Origin of the sequence: Sphingobium sp. PNB, assembly GCF_019873065.1 — a bacterium.
Classification (GTDB): Bacteria; Pseudomonadota; Alphaproteobacteria; order Sphingomonadales; family Sphingomonadaceae; genus Sphingobium; species Sphingobium fuliginis.
The window spans coordinates 1-18,374 of sequence record NZ_JAINEZ010000094.1 but is presented as its reverse complement, the minus strand read 5'-3'; the positions used below and the strand labels follow the sequence as shown (position 1 = coordinate 18,374).

Here is an 18,374-nt window from a genome sequence, read left to right as displayed (position 1 = left end):
GCGGCCGAGAACGTCCATAACCCACTACCCGCTTCACGCACACAATCTATCCCTAGTGGGTGTATGCGTCAACCGGATAGGCACGGTTCAAACTTGAGATCAAAGATCCAAGCGAGGAGGTTTAGAAAGACTGTCGCCTGCCAAAAGCAACGTGCTGAGCAAGACGCAGGCGCAATTGCTGCCAAAATTGATGGCAACGTTCGCGGACGTTTACATGCCGCTCGATTGACTTACATTCCCTGCCATGTCCGCGATACCATCCTGGCGTGCCGGCTTCGAGCTGGAAGTCATCCTCGGCGACCTTGGCGAGCCGCGTTTTGCGAGGGAACTGCGCGAGCATGGTCCCATGGACGAGGCTTCAACGGCCTTTTGCCGGGCCTTCGCGACAAAATTGCGGGAACGGACCGGACGTGCCTGGTCTGCCCCATCCCGGCCGCCACTGCGCCCCGGCTTCTATGTCGTCCCTGAGTACGGACTGGACCCACTGAACTGGCCGGAAGACCGCCTCGCCGGCGTCGAACTGCTAACCCCGCCCCTGCCTCTCGACGATGCCGAGACGGTCAGGTCCGAGCTCATCGATGCGATCTACGAGATCGATGGCGGCTTCAATTTCCTCGCTGATGAGCATACCGGCGACTGCGGTTGGCATATCAACATCGATGCCGGTGACGGCTACCGGCTCGATCCGGACCGCTTCATCGTCGGCGTCGATGAACTGCTGCTGCTCGCGCGCAACGATCGGTTGTTCAGCCGCTACACCGGCTTGCAGCGCCACGCCGTCGGCGTGGCGTTGTTGCGGCATCTGGCGCATGATCCGACCGGCAAATTCCTGCTGGGCACGGCGCTCGGCAACCTGCTCGATGACCGGGCGGGGCGCGGCAAGGGGTACGCCGCCAATTTCGCCAAACTGCGCAAGGGCTATGTCGAACTGCGCCATTTCAGCGCGGAGTCGTTCTTCAACGGCCCCCGCCTTACCGAGCAACTCGAGCGAATACCGGCGGCCTTCGAGGTCTGGCCCAGCCACAGCCACCCCTTCGAACAGGCCTTTCGCCGCAAGTTTCTGCTACTTTCGCGATGGCTTGCCCGCGCTCGCGACAAGCTGGCGTGGGATCTGACCCAAGGCCTGGTCGCCGCCGAAGGACTGGTCCATTTCGCCGGGGAGCCGCTCGGACACCTGATGGCCAATGGACTGATCGAGCTCAATCTCTTCGGACATGGCGAGTACGAGTATGTCGCCACCATCCGAGACATTGTCCTCTCCGACATTCCTGAAGCGATCGCCTTGCTCGCTCTCGATCTTGCCGAGCTCCACAAACTTGGCATCCAGCAGCGTGCCAGCAGCAACAGACCCTTCCAGCGTGCGGTGCTCCAATTGGCAGGACACCTTAGGAAGGGGCCCGGTCTTTCGAGTTCCGCACAGCTTGCCGAACTGGCGAATGCCGGAAAGTTGCGCCGCGAGATGCACCCGCAATTCTACGCGAATCCTGAGACATAGCCTACTGGCAGAGCTGGCGTGGCCGATTGCGCTACGCTACCGGCCCTGCGCCGCCTGCCCGCAAGCGCCCAAGCACCCGCGCGGCGGCATTGCTGCCCACAGCAAGTTCGCGCGCATAGCGCAGCGCGGTGTTCGGCGAGGACCAGCGCAGCGCCAGCGCAATGCCGGACCCATCCTCGCCGGCCGCGAACAGGTCTTGCGTGAGCCCGACCCGGAACGAATGCGCGCTCAAGGCACGCACGGTCTCCCCCGCCATGCCGGGCTCGAGCTCGACCAGACCGAGGTCGATCGCCGCGAGGACCCGCCGGCGCAGGATCGCCACCACGCCCTGCCGGGTGAGCGGCTTTTTCCCGATGAAGTGGCGCTGGATCTGTTGCCCCTCGCCATCCGGCTTGGAAGTCAGCACGTTGATCCGCCTAAACACTGGCCCATCGACAATGGCGCTGGCGAGCAGCCAGACCGACAGCCGCGCCATCGTGTCGGGCGAGAGCCAGGCCATGGCCCCCTCGCCCAGCTGATCGGTCTTGGAATGGGCAATATCGAGCCGACCGCTGCCATCGCCAATCTGCGTGAGGTCGGCAACCTCGCTGCCAACCAGTTCGGAAACGCGCAAACCCGCATCATAGGCGAGGCTGAACAGCGCCGTATCGCGCAGACCGATGATGTCGGTGCTGCAGGCTGCGAGCAAGGCCTGGAGCGTCACGCCCTCGGGAGCCCCCTGCCCCTCGCCCATCGCTTGCCCAAGTCGCAGCGGCGCCGCCTGGCGCTGCCGTGCGCGCTTCTGTCGCCCGATAGCCTTCAACGTATCGCGCACCATGCCGGCCTGGGTCGGCAGCGGCTCCCGTCCGCCAAACCCGAGGATGCGGTGCATGCGGGCAATGCTGGCGATCCGGCGCGCGAGCGTCGCCGGCCTCAAAGCAGCGCGCGTGTCCGATCCTTTGGCCAGCCAGCGCAGATAGTGAACCAGGGTTTCCGGCGTGGCGGGGATAGCCATCGGGGCGGGTCGGCGCTTGCCGCACCAGTGCAAGAAACACTTGAGGTCGGCGGTGATCGCGGCCTTGGTCGCGGGCGCCATAGCGGCGGTCGCCGCCTCGAGCGCGAGCGCGCTTGCGGCGCGCGTGTCAATGAGCCCGTCATAGCGGCGCAGCACCAGTTCGACCGCAGAGGGGAACGGTGGATCAGCGTCGACGAGCATAGGAGCAGTTTTCAGCGTTTTTCACGAGGCGATGATGGGCAAAAACGCCATTTCCGGCAAGCCCGGACTTACCATAATGTCCGATTATGGAAAAAGCGGGTGTGGATGCCTATCCGTCATATGCACCTTAACTACATATTAGATTGACAATTGAGATCCAATGCACTGTTATCCCGTGCATGTCAGCGATTTTTTCGAGTGCCATCCTGAACGCCCACGGGGCCGCCCGCGAAGGGCTGGCCCGGGCCGAGGAGAGGCTCGCCCTGTTCCCCGAACCGGCTATCCTGATCGCCCATATTCGCAGCGCCGAGCAGGAGGCGCTGGGCTGGCTCGAAGGCGAAAGCGTCATACCAGAACAGCTCGCCATGAACTACGGCTATGGTCCGCGCGCGTGGCGGCGCTGGCCCTTCACTTTTGTCCAGGCTTTCGAGCGCAAGCCCCCCTGGAGCGCCATTCCCACTGCCGATGCGGTCCGAACCTGGCTCAAGGCCGACGGTCCGGTGATAGAGGGTTGGCCCTCCCCTGCCCCGCTCGAAATCGCCGACACCCGCCTCGAGGGCTGGGCGCGCCAGGCTGCACGCCTGTCGGCGCTCCCCCGCCTGATCGCCAGCGCCGATCTCGCCGCCTCGTTCGCCCGCGCCGCCCCTCTGCCCCACGGCAGCGTCGTGATCGGGGCGATGCTGGCCGACCGCTGTGCGATGGCAAAGGGCAAGCTCACCGCCGGCGGCATTGCCGCGATCGGCCTCAGCCACAACCGCTCCCCCTGGCGCGCGCTGCTGACCGGCGTCACCGACGACGACCTCGACGAATTGACGACCCACGCCCGTGACGAGCGCTGCCGACTCGCCTGGCTCGACGCGCTTGGCGCAGGCGGCACGGCCGTGGTCCGCCTCGACCAGCGGTTGCGCTTGTGGCTGGCGAAGCTTGAGGCCGCCTGTGCCTCGCGGCGCAAGTCATCGCACCTGCGCCCGCTCGTCCTGCTCGCCGGTGCCGGCCCCTCGCTCACCGTCGCGCGCGCAGCCAAGGCCTTGGGGCTATCGCGGCAGGCGACCACTCGGCTCATCGCCGAAGCGTGCAAGGCGCACCTCCTGCGCGAGATCACCCAAGGCAACGCCTTCCGCCGCTATGTCATCGCCGCGTGATGCAGCAAAATCCGTGAAAACTGCGGAAATTTGACTATCTAGCTGACATTATTAGTGAAATTGGATTTCCCCGGAAATGTGCCGTACAGCGCCAAAATAGGCCCCGGATAGGGCACCGGTGCAGCGGCGCGCCGAACGCGCTCTACGAGCCCCTCAGGGCGAAATTTGATGATTGGGCACTGCGGGCGACCTTTCACCCTTCGCTTCGAGCCTGGCGACGGCCAATTCGAGTGCGCGGGCTGTCGGAAGAGCAAATCCCCAGCAGGCCGGATCGAATGGTTCGCTGTCCCAGCGCGGCCGTCGCCGCAGTTCCGCCTGTATCGCAAAATCCCTCGCGAGCCTGAGACTGGCGAGCGCTTCTGCACGGCTCTGCCGCTGTCGGCTCTCTACGCCCAGGGCATGCAAGGCGCGCTGGCACCAGTCAGGTCCGTCGCAGCCAACTCTCGCCAGATAGCTGAACGCGCTCAGCCGCTGCGCTACCGCCTCAAGGCAACGATACCGTCTGCGTAGACGATGACGATGAACCCGGCGAAGCGCTACTGTGAGCATCGCCCTCGACATCGCCGACTTGGGGAGCGGCATGCGGGGCATCTCGGTCCCAGGGCACCCGGGCACAGCGAAGGTCGCGGCAAAGCGGCGCGGCAACTCGCGGTCGTGGCAATGAGCGTGGGCCAGCAGCAGCGTGCGCGCAGGCACGACATGGAGACGGTTCGCGCTGAACTCGCGCATGTAGGCATCGAGCCCGGGCGGCGGACGCTCGGCAGCGCCCTGCCCCAGCAGCTTCAGTGCGGCATGACGGTTGGCGAGCAGACGGGGTTCGGCGAAGCCGAGCAGCTCAAGTGTACGCACTGCCACCGCAGCAAGGCGGCGCAGTGAAGCAAGATCGATCACCCCGTCCGCGCGGCGCGGCACATCGCGCAGATCGACCAGCAAGGCCTGATGCTTGCGGCAGAGCCAGCTTTGCCGAAGCGTCCATTCGCGCTGGATCACCAGCGGCTTGCCTGCCAGGTGGAATTCGAGCCAGCATTGCGGGCAGCCATAATGGCGCCCGCGCGGCGGCAACAGGCACTCGCCGCTGGCCGGAACGAGGGTGGCCTGCACGACGGACACCTCGCACTGCACCGCCCAGGCAAGCCGTTCGATTGCCTGGGCCGCATCCGCGCGCCCGGTGACTTCCTGACCGCCGCCCAGATCGAGGCGGGCTAGCCCCGGCTCCAGGCCAAGAAATTCGAACAGGCCAGCGCGCGTCGTACCGTGGCGTGAGACAAGCCGGTCTAGCCAGGAATCGAAGAATTCCTCGGGCTGCGGCAGAACCCGGTAGGCAAGCGGCGCCGGGTCCCTCCTCCATTCCTCCCGCCTCACCGGTCGATATAGCAGGGAAACAGCCGGGCCGCCTCGTAGACGTCGGAGAATTCGACATGTTCGCGCCCATGCGTGTCCCGCGCGACCCGCTGGCTCCAATGCAGCAGGCGCTTGAAATTGCCCGTCACGCCGTGGCTGGTACGCCAGATGAATTCGGCCATTTCCGGTTCGGCGAAGCGGTCCGGCTCACTCAGGCCAATGCCGCGCGCCAGGACCCGGACCAGCTGCTGCGACGGCTCCCCCGGTGCCCAGGGCGTCAAGCGCAGGATAATCGAGCGATAGGCCAATTCGACATCGTCGCTGAAGATGTCGGCGGCGATGTCGAGCCCAGCCACCACCATGTGGACGTTGCCCTCGCTCATCAGAAACCGGAACGAATCCAGCGCATCGCGCCGCGCCCGTCCGCTAGCCGTCAGCACCGCATGGACATTGTCGATCGCAACCAACCTGGTCGCCTGCTCACCCAGCAGTTCGGCGACCTTGAGGTCGGCAATTTGGTGCGTACGGCGGGTGAGCGGCCAGCCCTGCTTCCATAACAACGCAAGGTTGATCCGCAGCGATGTCGGGTGTGAGGGCACGACCGCACGCAGCATCGGAATGTAGCGTGCATCGCCCCAGTCCGCTGGTTCCGGATAGGCCAGCTCTATCCGCCGGCCCACTTCCTTCAGGATCGATGTCTTGCCCATCCCCGACTGGCCGACCAGGACAACGCAGGTCGGCCGGTCATCCGGATCCTCGCCGGCCAGCCCCACCAGCGTGTTCACGTGCGCGCGTGCTTCGTCGAAATCGATCCAGAAGGCCCGCCGTAGCGAGCCCGCCGACTCTACACCTCGCTTATCGGATTGAGCCATTCCACTTCTCCCAGTTCCTCCAGTGGAAGCCATCTCGTACCGGTTGCAGAAGTGCCTGCTGGCGGCGGCGGTGCGTGCGAAACACCTTCGCGCTCGAGCCGCTTGCGCCCCTGGCGTTGCTGCCTGGTCCGGATCTTCGAGGCCCGCACTTCCTGGCGATTGGCGTAGACGAGCCGGGCAATCTCGGCCTCACCGCCTCCATGGTGATAGGCTGCTCCGCGGCGGCGACGCGCGGTAGCAGCGGCATCCCATTCGAGTTTGCTGACCTGCGGGTACGAACCAACAACCCCTGCCGAGACAAGCGTTTCATCGATCTGCGGATAGACCTCCTGGATCGTGCGTTCGTCGATATGGATCATGATCTTGAGACCAAGCCGGGTCGCAAAGCTTTCGTGCCAGTACCGGCGGTGATCGATCCGCACCCCGCCTGCTGTAATGGTGCGCTCGACCCACGGCAGAAACCGCCGGGTCAATTGCACAACATCGATCCCGAGCGGAACCAGAGCGCCGTGTCCCGCCGATCCGTCCTGCCACATCTGCGCTGGCGCAATTCGCCCCAGCCCCTCATGCGGCGTGTGATGATACCGGCAGATTTCCCGGATGAACCAGCGCTCGAACTCTTCCAGCGTCATGGTGGCGGCCGCTTCGACGTCGTGGCCATCGCGCTTCGTCACGTCACCGCCGGTGGCGCCTGGAAGCAGCAGCATCTTTTCGCACATCGTACCGATCAGACGCTCGATATGGCCCCCGAAATGGGCCGGGCCACGCGGTCGGATGTCCGGATCGATCCCGTAGGCGTGACAGGCACTTCGGAAGACTTCTGCCCGGTGAGAGCCCGCATGGTCGGCATGCAGCCGCTTGAAGAACCCGTGAATCGGGTAGTCTTCATCCATGCCGAGACCCGCCAGCAGCGGCTGCTTGGGGAGCAGCGCATTGGCCACCGCCCGACCGCAGCGGAAGATAGATGGATCCCCAAAACTCACATAGAACCCCAGAATGCAGCGGCTCCAGACCTCGATCAGCAGGGTGACCCACGGCCGCCCCAAGGCCTCGCGGCGCACACTATCGACGAGCATGACGTTGGCCGGCGAGTGATCCATTTGCACGAGGTCCAGGAACCCACGGCTTTGGTATTGGCCCGGATGCGGCTCATATGCCGTTCGCCGCTTCGACCCCATGGTTTTGCGCGCCAGCTGCGGTGAGCTGATGTTGCCAATCAGCCGCTCGATGGTTCGAACGCTCGGGACGTCTCCACTCTCGAACCTGTAATCGCCATTGTCCGCGATGAGCAGGCTGCGAATCTGGTTGGCAGCCTCCCGCACGCTGGGTCGCGGACGATGCAGGAAAATCTCCTCGATCTCCAGGTCGATCGCCGTGAGGATTACGGGCGGCGCATGCCTTGTTCCGGGCTTCGGCCCCTTTGGCCGTGACGCGAGACTCTCCGCGATAGGATGCTCCCGGAACCGGCGGGCAAGTTCGCGAATGCGTCGCTCGCCGAGCCCCGTTTCTTCGCAAATTGTGGCCACCGACGCTGCTGACAGCGGACCCTCAAGCGAAACATGACGCCGGAACACCGCGTACAGATCTGCACCGGCTTTCAGCGCCGCTGCGGAAGGCTTGGCGGCTCGGGGCGGTTTTCGTTCGATCACCGGAATACTCCGACCGATCTGTGGACCGCTTCAGCGTCGTTTATTTTGGCGTAATTGAGAAGCCGAAAATTCCGAGCGCCAAGATATGATGCACTGATTTCACCAGTCTATGACTTTATATCAATAGGTTATGTTGACTGACTGCTTCTTTGTCCCGTGACAGCAAGGCGAATGCGCGCTGGCGCTCGGCCGGCTCGACGGGCTCCTCGCCAGCCTCACCGATATCGAAAAACGGCTGTTCTGCGTAGGGCTGCTGCGGGAGGTGTTGCTTTCATCCCTGGCGCAAGCGGGATTTGCGGACGCCGAACACCGGTTCAACGCCTGGTTCGCCGGGCTCGACCGCGGCCCCCAAGAGACACCCCTCACCGGCTGCTCCGCCTATGCCGTGGTCCGCGCCCTGCTCGGCGAACTCAGCCGTCATCCGTGGGAACCGCTCGCCGATGCCGCGCAGACCATCGCTCTGGCCGCTCGCTTCGGGGCCGACCGCCCGATGCAAGCCGAAGACGCGCTGGCGGAGGAAGCGATCGGCAGGGCGATCACGCTAATGAAACAGGCCGGCGCGGATGACGAGACCCCCCTGCCCTTCGCGGGTCTGGCCCGCCTGCACGCGCTGCTGCGCGCCGATCCGCGGTTCGCGCCGCTGGAGCGCGCGGTGCAAATCCGTTCGTTTGGGAACCGCGCGGTGGCGATCGAGCAGGCCGCCCCGCGCACCCCGCTCTGGGCGGTCGATGCCGCGCTGGGGCGGCTGCTGACCGCGTCCGGCGCGTGGGCCCGCGCCCTCCCCTGCCCCGGCGCGGTGACGGCGCAAACGCTGCAGCCGCAGCTCTGGCCGGGCGAACGCGCCATGCTGGCGGCCCGCAGCCTCCAGCGCAGCGTGACCCGGCTTGCCGAGCTGGTCGCGCAAGCGCCGCGGCGCGCAGCGCTGATGCGCGAGCAGTTGGGGCACCTGCGCTCGAGCGCGCGGGCACCGCAGGTGTGGATCCTGCTCGCTGGTTTTGCGCCACTCGGGCTCGATCAGATCACCTGGGCGTTCGGGATCAGTCGGCGCGGCACCTATGCGATCGGCGACGCCCTTGTGGCGGCGCGCATGGCACGGCGGGAGACGGTCAAGGGGAAGGTCCTGCTGGTCGCCGAAGAACCGGGAAGGGATTGGCAGCCGGCGTCTTTGGACCAGGCTACCGCCCTCCCCCATGCGGCTCTTGCCGAGTTCGACGCGGCGATGGGCGAGATCGACCGGCTGCTCGCCGGCAGTTCTGGCCATCCCTGACGCGGCCTCGCGCGCGTTAGGCGTGTATGAAAACTGATCTCTTCTTGACGTTATGTACAGATATCATACATAGACAGAGAAAGAAGGAGATGGCCAATGGCCACAACTGCCCATTCCGGCGTCCCCGCCAAAGCGCCCAGCCGCAAGGATCTGAGCGGTCCGGCGCTGCGCACCTTTTTCCGCATTGCCGACGCCTGGGACCTCAAGGAAGCCGAGCAGATGAAGCTTCTCGGGCTCGACAGCCGCTCGACCTTCCAGACCTGGAAGCGCGGCGCGGTCGCGGCGATTCCCAAGGATGCGCTGGAGCGCATCTCCTATGTCATGGGGATCTACAAGGGGCTGAAGATGCTCCTGCCCCGTACCGCCAACGAATGGGTACGCAAACCCAATGAGGCGCCGCTGTTCGCCGGACGCCCGGCGATCGAGCGGATGGCCTCGGGCAATGTCGCCGATCTCTACGTGGTGCGTCAATATATCGACGCGCAGCGCGGCTGATGGATGCCATTGCGACGACGCAAGTGCGGTGGCAACCGTGCTACCGGATCGTCGCAAGCCGGTTCCCGCCCATATCGCTGTTTGAGGATGTCGCGGATCCGGCCGACCTGGAAGCGGTCTATGCGATCGAGGCGATGACCAACGACCGGCTTCGCGACGAGGTCGGGGACCTCGCCCTCGTCCCACCGGAGGACCGCGTATCGGGACCCGGAACATCGGCGATCATGGCAGCGTTCACCCACCTAAATCCCGATGGCAGCCGGTTCTGTGACGGCAGTATCGGGCTGTTCTACGCTGCCAGCACCATCGAGACTGCGGTTGCCGAGACGCGCCATCACCGAACCCGCTTCATGGCGTACACCCACGAACCGGCGCAGGAACTCGACATGCGCGTCTACGCGGTCGACCTGGACGCCATGCTCCACGATATTCGCGGCCTGCGCGATGAACGCCCTGCCCTCTACGCCCCGGACAGCTATGCCGCCGGCCAGGCGCTTGGCCGGCACCTGCGTGAGCAAGGTTCGGATGGCATCGTGTACCAAAGCGTGCGCGACGCCGACGGCGAGTGCGCCGCGGTGTTCCGCCCTCGCCTACTCGCCAACAGCCGACAGGAGCGGCACCTGTGCTACGTTTGGGATGGCCGGGCGATTGTCACCGTCTACGAGAAGAAGACATTCGCCTAAAGGTCCTGCGGACAAGCTAACCTTTCGGCCTTGAGTGACGCCTGTCAGGAATAGACCCCGGCAGCCATACGATCGAGATCTTCCATGACGATATCGATATCGCCATTCGCAACCAATTCCGCGGCCGTTTTCCCAACTCCAGAAATGGGTTGATGCTTGAACCAGATAACCGCCTTGCCTTCTTCGCCTGCAAGTTCTGCCGCTCGCGTTATAACTCGGGCTATTTCCTCCAGTTTAATCTGCACGGTCGGGGCGGAGGGATACAGAGTCATGGCCTTAGGATCCAGGCGAGCAACGCGAGCCAAATGCGCCATGGAGAAGCGCAGGCGCTCCGCCAGACGACGGGGCGAGATGATCTCATTCTCGCGAATGTCATCCTGGAAGGCTGCAGTCATAGGGCAGTCCATATTCAACATGTGAAGACAAAACTCTCACGTCTCAGAACCGCTGAAGATTGTCCTAGCTCCAATGCTGATCGAGCAGCGCTTTCAACGCGGCCTCCGCTTCAGCCCGCGTACCACCGGCATGCGGGAGCAAGGTAAGTTTGAGACCCTTACGATCCACCGCCTCCACTTTCAGCAATGGTTTCCCCCCTTCGGACACGATCGTTTCCGGCTTTCCTGACTTCTTGGGGGATCCTGACCTCTTGGGGGGATCGGCGGCCAGAGCGAGCGCGCGTATGATATCGGGGACCGGCATCGGTGCTGCGCGATCGGACTGCACCTGAGCGAGACGTCCCGCCTCGGCGAACACACGCTGCCGCCGATCCTCCGGTTTCAAGAGAGGCTTGATCGCGGTGACATGCTTGATCCTGAGATCCTGCGGAAGGGCGAAGGCCGCCATCAGTTCCGCCGGCAGCCGGGCAAGGTCGAGATAGCGGCTGAGCCAGCTTTCCGTGACATTGATCCGCTCGGCCATCACCTTCTGGCGCCCCTCATAATAGGCGTCGAGCGCGCGCAGATAGTCGCGCGCGCGCTCCAGATCGGTGAGATCGTCGCGCGCCCGATTCTCGAGGTCAGCGAGACGGAAGGCCTCCTCGTCGGTAAGGCTACGGATATCGACGAGAAAGCGGAAATCCGGATAGTTGTGGGCGCGCAGCCAACTGATCGTCCAATGCCGGCGCGCGCCGCAAATCACCTCGAAATCGAAGGCAGGATCGTCCTTCACGCGGCGAACGATGGCGGGCATTTCTTGCTTGCCCTGCGCCTTGATGCTCTCGATGAGGTCGGCGCACCGCTCCTCATTGAGGAGCGCATATTCGCGGTTATGCCCCGCCCACATTCGGCAGCGCGCGGGATCGACAAGCTCATGGGTGCGCGAGACGACGCTGCCCGTCGCCAATTCGGCAAGCCGGCTTTCCCGGCCCGCCAGCACGCTCGCACCGATGCCAGGGCGCCGCGCCGCTGGGGCTTGCGCCCCCGGGTCGATTCCGGCGACCAGATCAGCCGCGAAGTTGGCGTTCTTCTTGCTCATCATCCACCCCTTCTACCCGGAATTGCACCGGTGCAATTTTGCTCGCATCAGGCGAGTCCTTCCTTGCGAAGCCGCGTCAAATGGCTCGGCCACATCGACCGAATGTCGACCTCAATTTCACTGTTCACGCCATCAAGATAGGCAAGGCAGCGGTTGCGCACCGCCGAACTGGTGACCGGGCCGTCCAGCTCGTAGACGGTCATCAGCCGCGCCGTTGCATTGTCGATTTCGGCCGAATCCTTGAGCGGCGTACGGACGATCGCGTGACCGAAAAGGGTCCGCATCAGGTTCAGCAGTTCCTTCTGCATCGACTTATTCTCATCGACCTTGGACGCCACAAAGCGCAGGAACTGCAGCGACGGCGCCAAGCCGCGATCGGCCAGCGTCTCTATGGTCTCATCGAGCATGGCGAGGAAGGCCGCAGTCGACGAGAAGTCCATCACCGTCGGCGGAACCGGCACCACAAGCGCATTGGCTGCGCGCAGCACCGAAAGCGAGATCGCGCCAAGCGCCGGAGGCGGATCGAGAACCACCACATCGAACCGATCGGCAATGCTCGCGATGCCTTGCGCCATGCGGTCGATCAGGTTCCCCTGCCCCCGCGCCATGCGCGCTGCGATTTCATATTCCGACTGGAACAGCCGCAGATTGGCCGGAACAAGCTCGAGGCCGTCGAAGTGGGTCTTGCGCAGGGCATAGTCGAGCGACTCCATGTCGTCGTGCCGCAGGAATGGATAGAGCGTGTCCTCCTCGGTCAGGTCGAGGTCGGGCACATAGCCGAATAGCGTGGTTGCCGACGCTTGGCTGTCGCAATCGATGAGAGCCACCCGGTACCCCTTGATCGCGAGATATTGGGCCAGGTGCACCGACAGAGTCGATTTCCCCACCCCGCCCTTGAAGTTCTGCACCGCGATAACGCAGCAGGGATCGGTTGCGGCCCGCCAGGGCCGGGTGCCGAACAGTCCGCGCATGTCGTTGAGCTGCGCCAGGGTATAGCCGACACGCCGATTATTCTCGGTTCGCGGAGGCGGCGGCAAGCGGCCGTCCTTCTCGGCCTCGCGAATGGCCGCCGCGGTTCGGCCGACCAGTTCCGCGGCCTTGCCAATCGGGAACGTCGGCTCGCGCCGCTCGTCCGCCCGGGCACTCCGCGCGGAGTCGCGGAGCCGCTCGAGGACAGAGCTGGTCCGTTGTGCGAGCGTCGAGACGGACAGCAGGTCCTGCGTGCCCTCAATGTCGAGTGATGCAGCCAAGAGAGGCCCCCTTGCGAAACTAGAGGGGGCATAGCTCAATTTGCACTTTTAGGTCAATCGAAGGCTGATTTTCGCAAGTCGGCCCAGCCCGAAGGGCGAAACTTGCCCAATCTGCGCCGCAGACCTTTTGCGCCCCCTCGCAACCTGACCCCTTGGGGGCAGTTCATCCCGAAATTGCACCGGTGCAATTTCGGCTCAGGGGCGCCCGCGTCGTGCCAGGAAACTCTCGCAGAAGCCGGTCCAGGATGCGATCAGCTTGGCGCCCTTGAGCTTCGCCAGCCTTTCGCCCATCTGCGCGCGATAGGCATCGGCAATGAGATCGATGTCCCAACCGCCGCCAGCCGAACGGCCGATGGCCGCGAGCGTGTCCGAGCCAAAGCGGATCGTGCCGTTCGGGAAGGTGACCTCCCCTGCCCCAGCCTTATCCTTTGACACCAAGGCCGCCACCGCCGCCTGTGTGACAGCCTCGACGGCAACGGTCTCCACCTCGTCCTCGCGCCGCGCCTTTCTGCCCGCAGAGTGCCGACCGATCTCATCCACGGTCGCGATTTGGGCCGGAGCATCCTTGGGCTCAAAGCGGAATTCGATTTCGGTGACAGTTCTGCCCTGGCGGATCTCCCGCCACTCCACGCGAAAATGGGCGAGCTGGTCGATTTCGGCCTTCGCCTTTTCGAGAACTTTGCGGCGCAGCTGCGCGAAATCCTTGTAGACGTCCGGCGCGATGCCGAGCAGCGCACGCAGCGCCGTCATGTCGCCCTTCCAGAGCGACTGGCGCCTATGCAGCCTCAGCGCCCCGATCTCGTACAGCTTGAGCGCATAGGTTGATCGGAAGCCGAGCACCGCCTGGCGGTTCAGGACCGCATAGGTCTCCGATTCCTGGATCAGCTTTCGGGCTTCGGGCGTGAACTCCCACTCGATCCACCCAGCGTCCGCGCCCTCTTCGTCTTCCGCTTCTTCGCGCGACGACGAGATAAGCGAAAAGCGCAGCGTCGCCTTCTTGCCGCGCCAGGACTTGTCGTCGACCGCGAAAAGCGTGCGGTGCAATTCCTCAAGCATATCCGAGATGCGCTCATTGCCCTTGTGGCCGCGGCGAATGTCCGCCTTTCGCATCTTGTGCGGGCGGTCCTCCCAGGCATCACCGCCCGCGGTCAAAATCATCAGCGCAAGCAAACGCGAAGCAGTCAGGCTAAGCGACTGGCCTTTGACGAACTTGACCTCGACGATGCTGCCGGGCTTGGCGAACTCGTCACCGCCCTTTGCCTGCAGGGCGGCAGCCACCCGCATCGCCCGTCCCGGAGAAGCGTCATCGCCGGTGGGGGAGGGCGTTACAGCGTGATCTAGGGCTTGCTCGTCATCCATGCCATGAAGTCTGCGCCGATTCGTCCAGCGTGGGAGAAAATCTGCCTGACCTGTCCTTACGCGTCAAGTCAGGGCAGGATAGACACCGGATTCGGCCCCCAAGAAGTCAGGATGGAACTTCGCTCCGAAGCAGCAAACCATGAGGAAGTGCGGCGAGTCGCGTTTCCAAGCGCCCGGACCCGCGCAAACGGCAGCGCGGACGCCGAAGAAAGTCCCTGACGAACGCTATGGCGAGCGAATCACTCCAGCAGGAAGCTGTCCCCCATACGGTCAGGAAGGCCCCAGCAGGTCAGGTTGCATCCCCCGATCGGTCAGGGAAGCGCCCCCGGAAGGGCAGGCAAAATCCCCCGTCCGGTCAGGATAAGCTTGCTCAAACCCGCAGAAATGCTGTGCTTTCGGCCTCCTGAATCTGAATCCTTTTGAATCGGAAAAGCTTCCGCTGCGAGCAGCGGCGTTTTGATTCTTTTTATTTTGAGAAAGAGATCGGCGTCGCGCCTGATGCAATCGTTCAATCCCCCCGCCTGGAGGGATACGCGAAGTTAGCCGCCTACGATAGGCTGCCGGCCAAATGACCTTGCGCATGGAGGGTGCATGATCAACTTCGCCAAGTTCGAGATCATCGGCCGGATCGGGGAAATCGACGCGCGGCCGAAAGTCACCCTGCTGTCGGTCTGCGCGAATTATCGCCGCAAGGGTGACGATAACGAATGGCAGGAAGACAGCCACTGGAACCGGGTCAGCGTGTTCAGCGAAGGCCAGCGGAAACATATCGCGGACCGGGCTCAGGTTGGGGATCTCGTGCGCATAGCCGGGCGGCTCAAGGACAGCTCCTATGAACGCGACGGCGCGACGCACTACACAACCGATCGCATCGTCGAGGAATTCGGGATCCTGGCACCCAAAGGCATGCCGGGGTGAAATACCGGGGAGGGGAGGGCGCAATCAGCAGCGGCGCTCCACCACTTCCAAGGATTAGTCGATGCCCATAGCTGCTCCCCATCGCGCCAAAGCCATTGTCGAAGCCCTGGGTGGGATCTGGCGCGGTACGCGCGGCGAATGCCGGTGCCCGGCACATGACGATCATGGTCCCAGCCTGTCGGTACGCCTGGGCGAGCGGGCGATCCTGTTCCACTGCTTTGCCGGCTGCGACACGCGCGATGTTCTGGCTGCTTTGCGCCGGCGCAAACTTCACGATGCGGAGCCGCTCACAATGCCGCGCCCGAAGGCGGCCGCGGACCATCGCGCTCTTGCACTTCGCCTATGGAAGGCGAGCCAGCCCATCGCTGGCTCGCCAGCGGCCGACTATCTGGCGGCGCGCGGTCTGCCGCCTCCCTATCCGCGTTGCCTGCGCTACAATCCGCGCACCATCGTCGGGGCCGGTGAGCGCCGCCGGTTCTTTCCGGCGATGATCGCCGCGGTCGAGAATGATCTGGGGGTTGTCGCCGTCCAGCGGACCTGCCTCGATCTCGCCGACATCCTGCACAAACCCATGCCAAAGCCGAAGATTGCCCTTGGCCTTCTCGGCGACGCGGCCATTCGTCTGGCGCCGGCCGGCGAGGAGCTTGGCCTTGCCGAAGGCATCGAGGACGCCCTTTCAGCAATGGCCTGGTTCGGAACGCCCACCTGGGCGCTGGGCGGGGTCGAACGCCTTGGGCTTGTCGCCATCCCCGAACGGGTCAAGCGTATCATCGTCTATGGCGATCGCGGTGCCGCCGCTGCCGCCATGCTCAAAAAAGCCCGCCCCCATCTCACAGCCAATGGACGCGAACTGGTGCTCCGGCTGCCGGAACGGCACGCGGACTGGAATGATGCTTGGCGTGTCCGCCGGGCCGCCGAGGCGGCCTGAAAGGGGAGGGAGCCTTCCGGCTGATGACCTGGCGCTGATGCCAGGTGTCAGACCTGGAGATGCCCCATGGCCACACACCCCCTCGCGCTCACGCTGCCGCTCGATGATCCCGCCCGTACCGCTGCTCAAGGCATAGCCGACCGGCTGTCCGAAGGATGTCCGGTTGCACGTAACGACCTCCTTGCCGAAATGACCTCCGCTTTCGGTGGCTCGAGCGCCGATGGCCTGTGGTCATTGCGCGACGCCTACGATGTGCTCGAACTCGCGCAGGTCCTCCATCTGAAGAACGCGACGCTCCCGGCAGATGCGAATGCGCGGCTCGCCCAGCTGATCGCTATGACGGCGGCGCTTCCCACGCAAAGCGTGCGTAGCGAAACGCAGATCGCGTTCCAGCAATTCTCGACACCGGCGCCGATCGGCTTCCTTGCCGCCAAGGCAGCCGCGATCACGGCACACGATATCGTGCTCGAGCCCTCGGCCGGGACCGGCCTCCTGGCCGTACACGCCCATCTCGCCGGCGCGCGCCTCCTTCTCAATGATATCGATGCCTGGCGCACGCGTTTGCTGCGTCACGCCTTTCCCGAAGGCAGGCTGAGCACGCATGATGGCGAACTGATCGACGATATGCTCGATCCGCAACTGGTGCCGAGCGTCGTGCTCCTCAATCCGCCCTTCTCGCGAAGCCAGGGGCGCGCGCGCGATCGCCATGCCGCGCTTCGCCATTTGCGCTCCGCGCTGTTGCGGCTTGCTCCAGGCGGGCGCTGCGCCGTTATTCTCCCCGACCGCATCGAGACGGAGGACGCGGATTGGCTGCACGCCACTGCGGGCGCGCATGCCCGGCTGCATCTCGACCTGCCGCCCGATGCCTATGCCAAGCACGGCACCGGCCAGGCAGTCCAGCTCATACTCCTCGAAAAGGACGGGGCAGGGGGCTCGGTCCCGCGCCAGACCTGCACGACGCTCGGCGCTGCGCTTGCGGCCATCGATGCGATGGCGACCCCATGCGCGCCGCAGCCGCAGCCGATCTCCCGCCCCAGCGGATTGTTCCGGGGCCTCACGCGGCGGACCCGCCCCGTCTGCTCGCGTGCGGCGGTGACCCTGCCCACGACCCGCGCGGTCGCCTATCACCGTCTCGACGCGCCCGCACCCGCGGGCGAACCGCAAGGGATTTACCTGCCCTATCGGCCGAGCCGTCTGCTGATTGCCGATGCTCGTGAGCACCCAAGCGCGCTGGTCGAATCGCAGGCAATGGGATCGATTGCCGCACCCCCGGTCGCTTATGAACCCGTGCTGCCGGCCAGGATCCTGGACGACGGCCTGCTCTCGGACGCGCAGCTCGAAACGCTGATCTACGCTGGCGCGGCGTTCGAGCGCGATCTTCCCGGGCGGTTCATATCCAGCGAGGAGGGTCTTTCGCTGTCGCCGGCAGAGGCCGGTAACGCCTATCGGACCGGCTTTTTCCTTGGCGATGGCACGGGCGCCGGCAAGGGGCGGCAGGTGGCAGGCGTCATCCTCGACCAGTGGTTGCGTGGCAACCGCCGCCACCTCTGGATATCCAAGAGCGAGACGCTGGTCGAAGACGCTCGCCGGGACTGGTCGGCGCTTGGCGGCTTGCCGCTCGACATCCAGCATCTCAACCAGTGGAAGCTCGGCACCCCGATCGCGCTGGGCGATGGGATCCTCTTCCTGACCTATGCCACCCTGCGCTCCAACCGCGGCGACAGGGGCACGCGGCTGCGCCAGCTGATCGAATGGATGGGTGAGGATTTCAGCGGCGTCATCGTTTTCGACGAGGCGCATGAAATGGCCGGGGTGGCGGGCGGCGAGGGCCGGTTCGGCGCCACGAAAGGGTCCGAGCAGGGCATCGCCGGCGTCCGCCTGCAAAATCTCGCTCCGCGCGCCCGGATTCTCTACGCCTCGGCGACGGGCGCCTCGGACGTCAACAATCTTGCCTATGCGACACGCCTCGGATTGTGGGGACCGCAGACGGCCTTCGCCGACCGGCGGGCCTTCGTGGAATCCCTGCGCCGAGGCGGCATCGCGGCGATGGAGTTGATCGCCCGCGACCTCAAAGCGCAGGGCCTCTATGCCGCGCGGGCGCTCAGCTTCGCCGGCGTCGAATATGACATCCTCGAGCATCGGCTCAGCGAAGAACAGATCGCCGTCTACAATGCCTATGCCGATGCCTGGCAGGTGTTATGCGCAGCTCGCCATAACAGCGTTTATCGCGAGGAAGCGGTAATGCGGAGGAGCGCGGCGTAACCGGCGAATTCCCATGATAGTGTGCGCAGTTGCTGCGCATTATAT

At 64.6% G+C, this 18,374-nt stretch carries 17 protein-coding genes; 8 read left to right on the top strand and 9 right to left on the bottom strand.

Features of this window, described 5'->3' with window-relative positions:
* The first annotated feature begins 244 nt into the window (after window positions 1-244).
* Complete coding sequence (locus tag K7W03_RS22675; protein ID WP_222887394.1) at window positions 245-1,495, top strand: amidoligase family protein; 1,251 nt, start codon at window positions 245-247, stop codon at window positions 1,493-1,495.
* Between the two features lie 31 nt (window positions 1,496-1,526).
* On the opposite strand, the gene K7W03_RS22670 is transcribed toward K7W03_RS22675, so the two are convergent.
* Window positions 1,527-2,690 carry a tyrosine-type recombinase/integrase gene (locus K7W03_RS22670; RefSeq protein WP_222887393.1) on the bottom strand — a complete coding sequence of 388 codons (1,164 nt, stop codon included), beginning with the start codon at window positions 2,688-2,690 and terminating at the stop codon, window positions 1,527-1,529.
* Window positions 2,691-2,869: 179 nt separating this feature from the next.
* Here K7W03_RS22670 and K7W03_RS22665 point away from each other — a divergent pair, with 179 nt between their 5' ends.
* Window positions 2,870-3,832, top strand: a complete 963-nt coding sequence (locus K7W03_RS22665) for a hypothetical protein (protein WP_222887392.1) — start codon at window positions 2,870-2,872, stop codon at window positions 3,830-3,832.
* Between the two features lie 153 nt (window positions 3,833-3,985).
* Here the strand turns inward: K7W03_RS22665 and K7W03_RS22660 are convergent, their stop codons facing one another.
* Genes K7W03_RS22660 through K7W03_RS22650 form a run of 3 tightly spaced genes read right to left on the bottom strand, consistent with a single transcriptional unit; the run spans window position 3,986 to window position 7,694 of the window.
* Complete coding sequence (locus K7W03_RS22660) at window positions 3,986-5,194, bottom strand: hypothetical protein (RefSeq protein ID WP_183615197.1); 1,209 nt, start codon at window positions 5,192-5,194, stop codon at window positions 3,986-3,988.
* Window positions 5,191-6,045, bottom strand: a complete 855-nt coding sequence (locus K7W03_RS22655) for a TniB family NTP-binding protein (protein WP_183615198.1) — start codon at window positions 6,043-6,045, stop codon at window positions 5,191-5,193. The genes K7W03_RS22660 and K7W03_RS22655 overlap by 4 nt, the downstream gene beginning before the upstream one ends.
* Window positions 6,018-7,694: a Mu transposase C-terminal domain-containing protein gene (locus K7W03_RS22650; protein ID WP_319024338.1), complete on the bottom strand. Its 1,677-nt coding sequence runs from the start codon at window positions 7,692-7,694 to the stop codon at window positions 6,018-6,020. Before K7W03_RS22650 ends, K7W03_RS22655 begins: the two co-directional genes overlap by 28 nt.
* A 265-nt stretch (window positions 7,695-7,959) precedes the next feature.
* Here K7W03_RS22650 and K7W03_RS22645 point away from each other — a divergent pair, with 265 nt between their 5' ends.
* The 3 genes from K7W03_RS22645 to K7W03_RS22635 all read left to right on the top strand — a co-directional run bounded on the left by K7W03_RS22645 (window position 7,960) and on the right by K7W03_RS22635 (window position 10,139).
* Window positions 7,960-8,961 carry a hypothetical protein gene (locus tag K7W03_RS22645; protein ID WP_226870422.1) on the top strand — a complete coding sequence of 334 codons (1,002 nt, stop codon included), beginning with the start codon at window positions 7,960-7,962 and terminating at the stop codon, window positions 8,959-8,961.
* A 96-nt stretch (window positions 8,962-9,057) separates the two neighbouring features.
* On the top strand, window positions 9,058-9,456 hold the full coding sequence (locus tag K7W03_RS22640) for an antitoxin Xre-like helix-turn-helix domain-containing protein (RefSeq protein ID WP_007686501.1): 399 nt from the start codon (window positions 9,058-9,060) through the stop codon (window positions 9,454-9,456).
* On the top strand, window positions 9,456-10,139 hold the full coding sequence (locus K7W03_RS22635; protein WP_222887391.1) for an RES family NAD+ phosphorylase: 684 nt from the start codon (window positions 9,456-9,458) through the stop codon (window positions 10,137-10,139). The genes K7W03_RS22640 and K7W03_RS22635 overlap by 1 nt, the downstream gene beginning before the upstream one ends.
* Before the next feature lie 44 nt (window positions 10,140-10,183).
* Here the strand turns inward: K7W03_RS22635 and K7W03_RS22630 are convergent, their stop codons facing one another.
* The 5 genes from K7W03_RS22630 to K7W03_RS22610 form a co-directional block, all read right to left on the bottom strand.
* Window positions 10,184-10,534, bottom strand: a complete 351-nt coding sequence (locus K7W03_RS22630; RefSeq protein WP_007688086.1) for a hypothetical protein — start codon at window positions 10,532-10,534, stop codon at window positions 10,184-10,186.
* Between the two features lie 64 nt (window positions 10,535-10,598).
* Window positions 10,599-11,612 carry a ParB/RepB/Spo0J family partition protein gene (locus K7W03_RS22625; RefSeq protein ID WP_013849890.1) on the bottom strand — a complete coding sequence of 338 codons (1,014 nt, stop codon included), beginning with the start codon at window positions 11,610-11,612 and terminating at the stop codon, window positions 10,599-10,601.
* 47 nt (window positions 11,613-11,659) lie between these two features.
* Window positions 11,660-12,862 (bottom strand): AAA family ATPase, encoded by a 1,203-nt coding sequence (locus K7W03_RS22620; RefSeq protein ID WP_066970044.1) that lies wholly within the window; start codon window positions 12,860-12,862, stop codon window positions 11,660-11,662.
* A 195-nt stretch (window positions 12,863-13,057) separates the two neighbouring features.
* The gene (locus K7W03_RS22615; protein WP_007688083.1) at window positions 13,058-14,146 is read right to left on the bottom strand and encodes a replication initiation protein; all 1,089 of its coding nucleotides are present in this window, start codon (window positions 14,144-14,146) and stop codon (window positions 13,058-13,060) included.
* Between the two features lie 386 nt (window positions 14,147-14,532).
* Window positions 14,533-14,733 (bottom strand): hypothetical protein, encoded by a 201-nt coding sequence (locus K7W03_RS22610; RefSeq protein WP_013041755.1) that lies wholly within the window; start codon window positions 14,731-14,733, stop codon window positions 14,533-14,535.
* A 79-nt stretch (window positions 14,734-14,812) separates the two neighbouring features.
* Here K7W03_RS22610 and K7W03_RS22605 point away from each other — a divergent pair, with 79 nt between their 5' ends.
* From K7W03_RS22605 to K7W03_RS22595, 3 genes are all read left to right on the top strand, one after another.
* Entirely contained in the window at window positions 14,813-15,139 is a 327-nt protein-coding gene (locus tag K7W03_RS22605) for a single-stranded DNA-binding protein (RefSeq protein ID WP_030092610.1), read from the top strand.
* A 61-nt stretch (window positions 15,140-15,200) separates the two neighbouring features.
* Window positions 15,201-16,067, top strand: a complete 867-nt coding sequence (locus K7W03_RS22600) for a toprim domain-containing protein (RefSeq protein ID WP_056383874.1) — start codon at window positions 15,201-15,203, stop codon at window positions 16,065-16,067.
* 66 nt (window positions 16,068-16,133) lie between these two features.
* Window positions 16,134-18,329 carry a strawberry notch-like NTP hydrolase domain-containing protein gene (locus tag K7W03_RS22595; RefSeq protein ID WP_222887390.1) on the top strand — a complete coding sequence of 732 codons (2,196 nt, stop codon included), beginning with the start codon at window positions 16,134-16,136 and terminating at the stop codon, window positions 18,327-18,329.
* Window positions 18,330-18,374 lie beyond the last annotated feature (45 nt).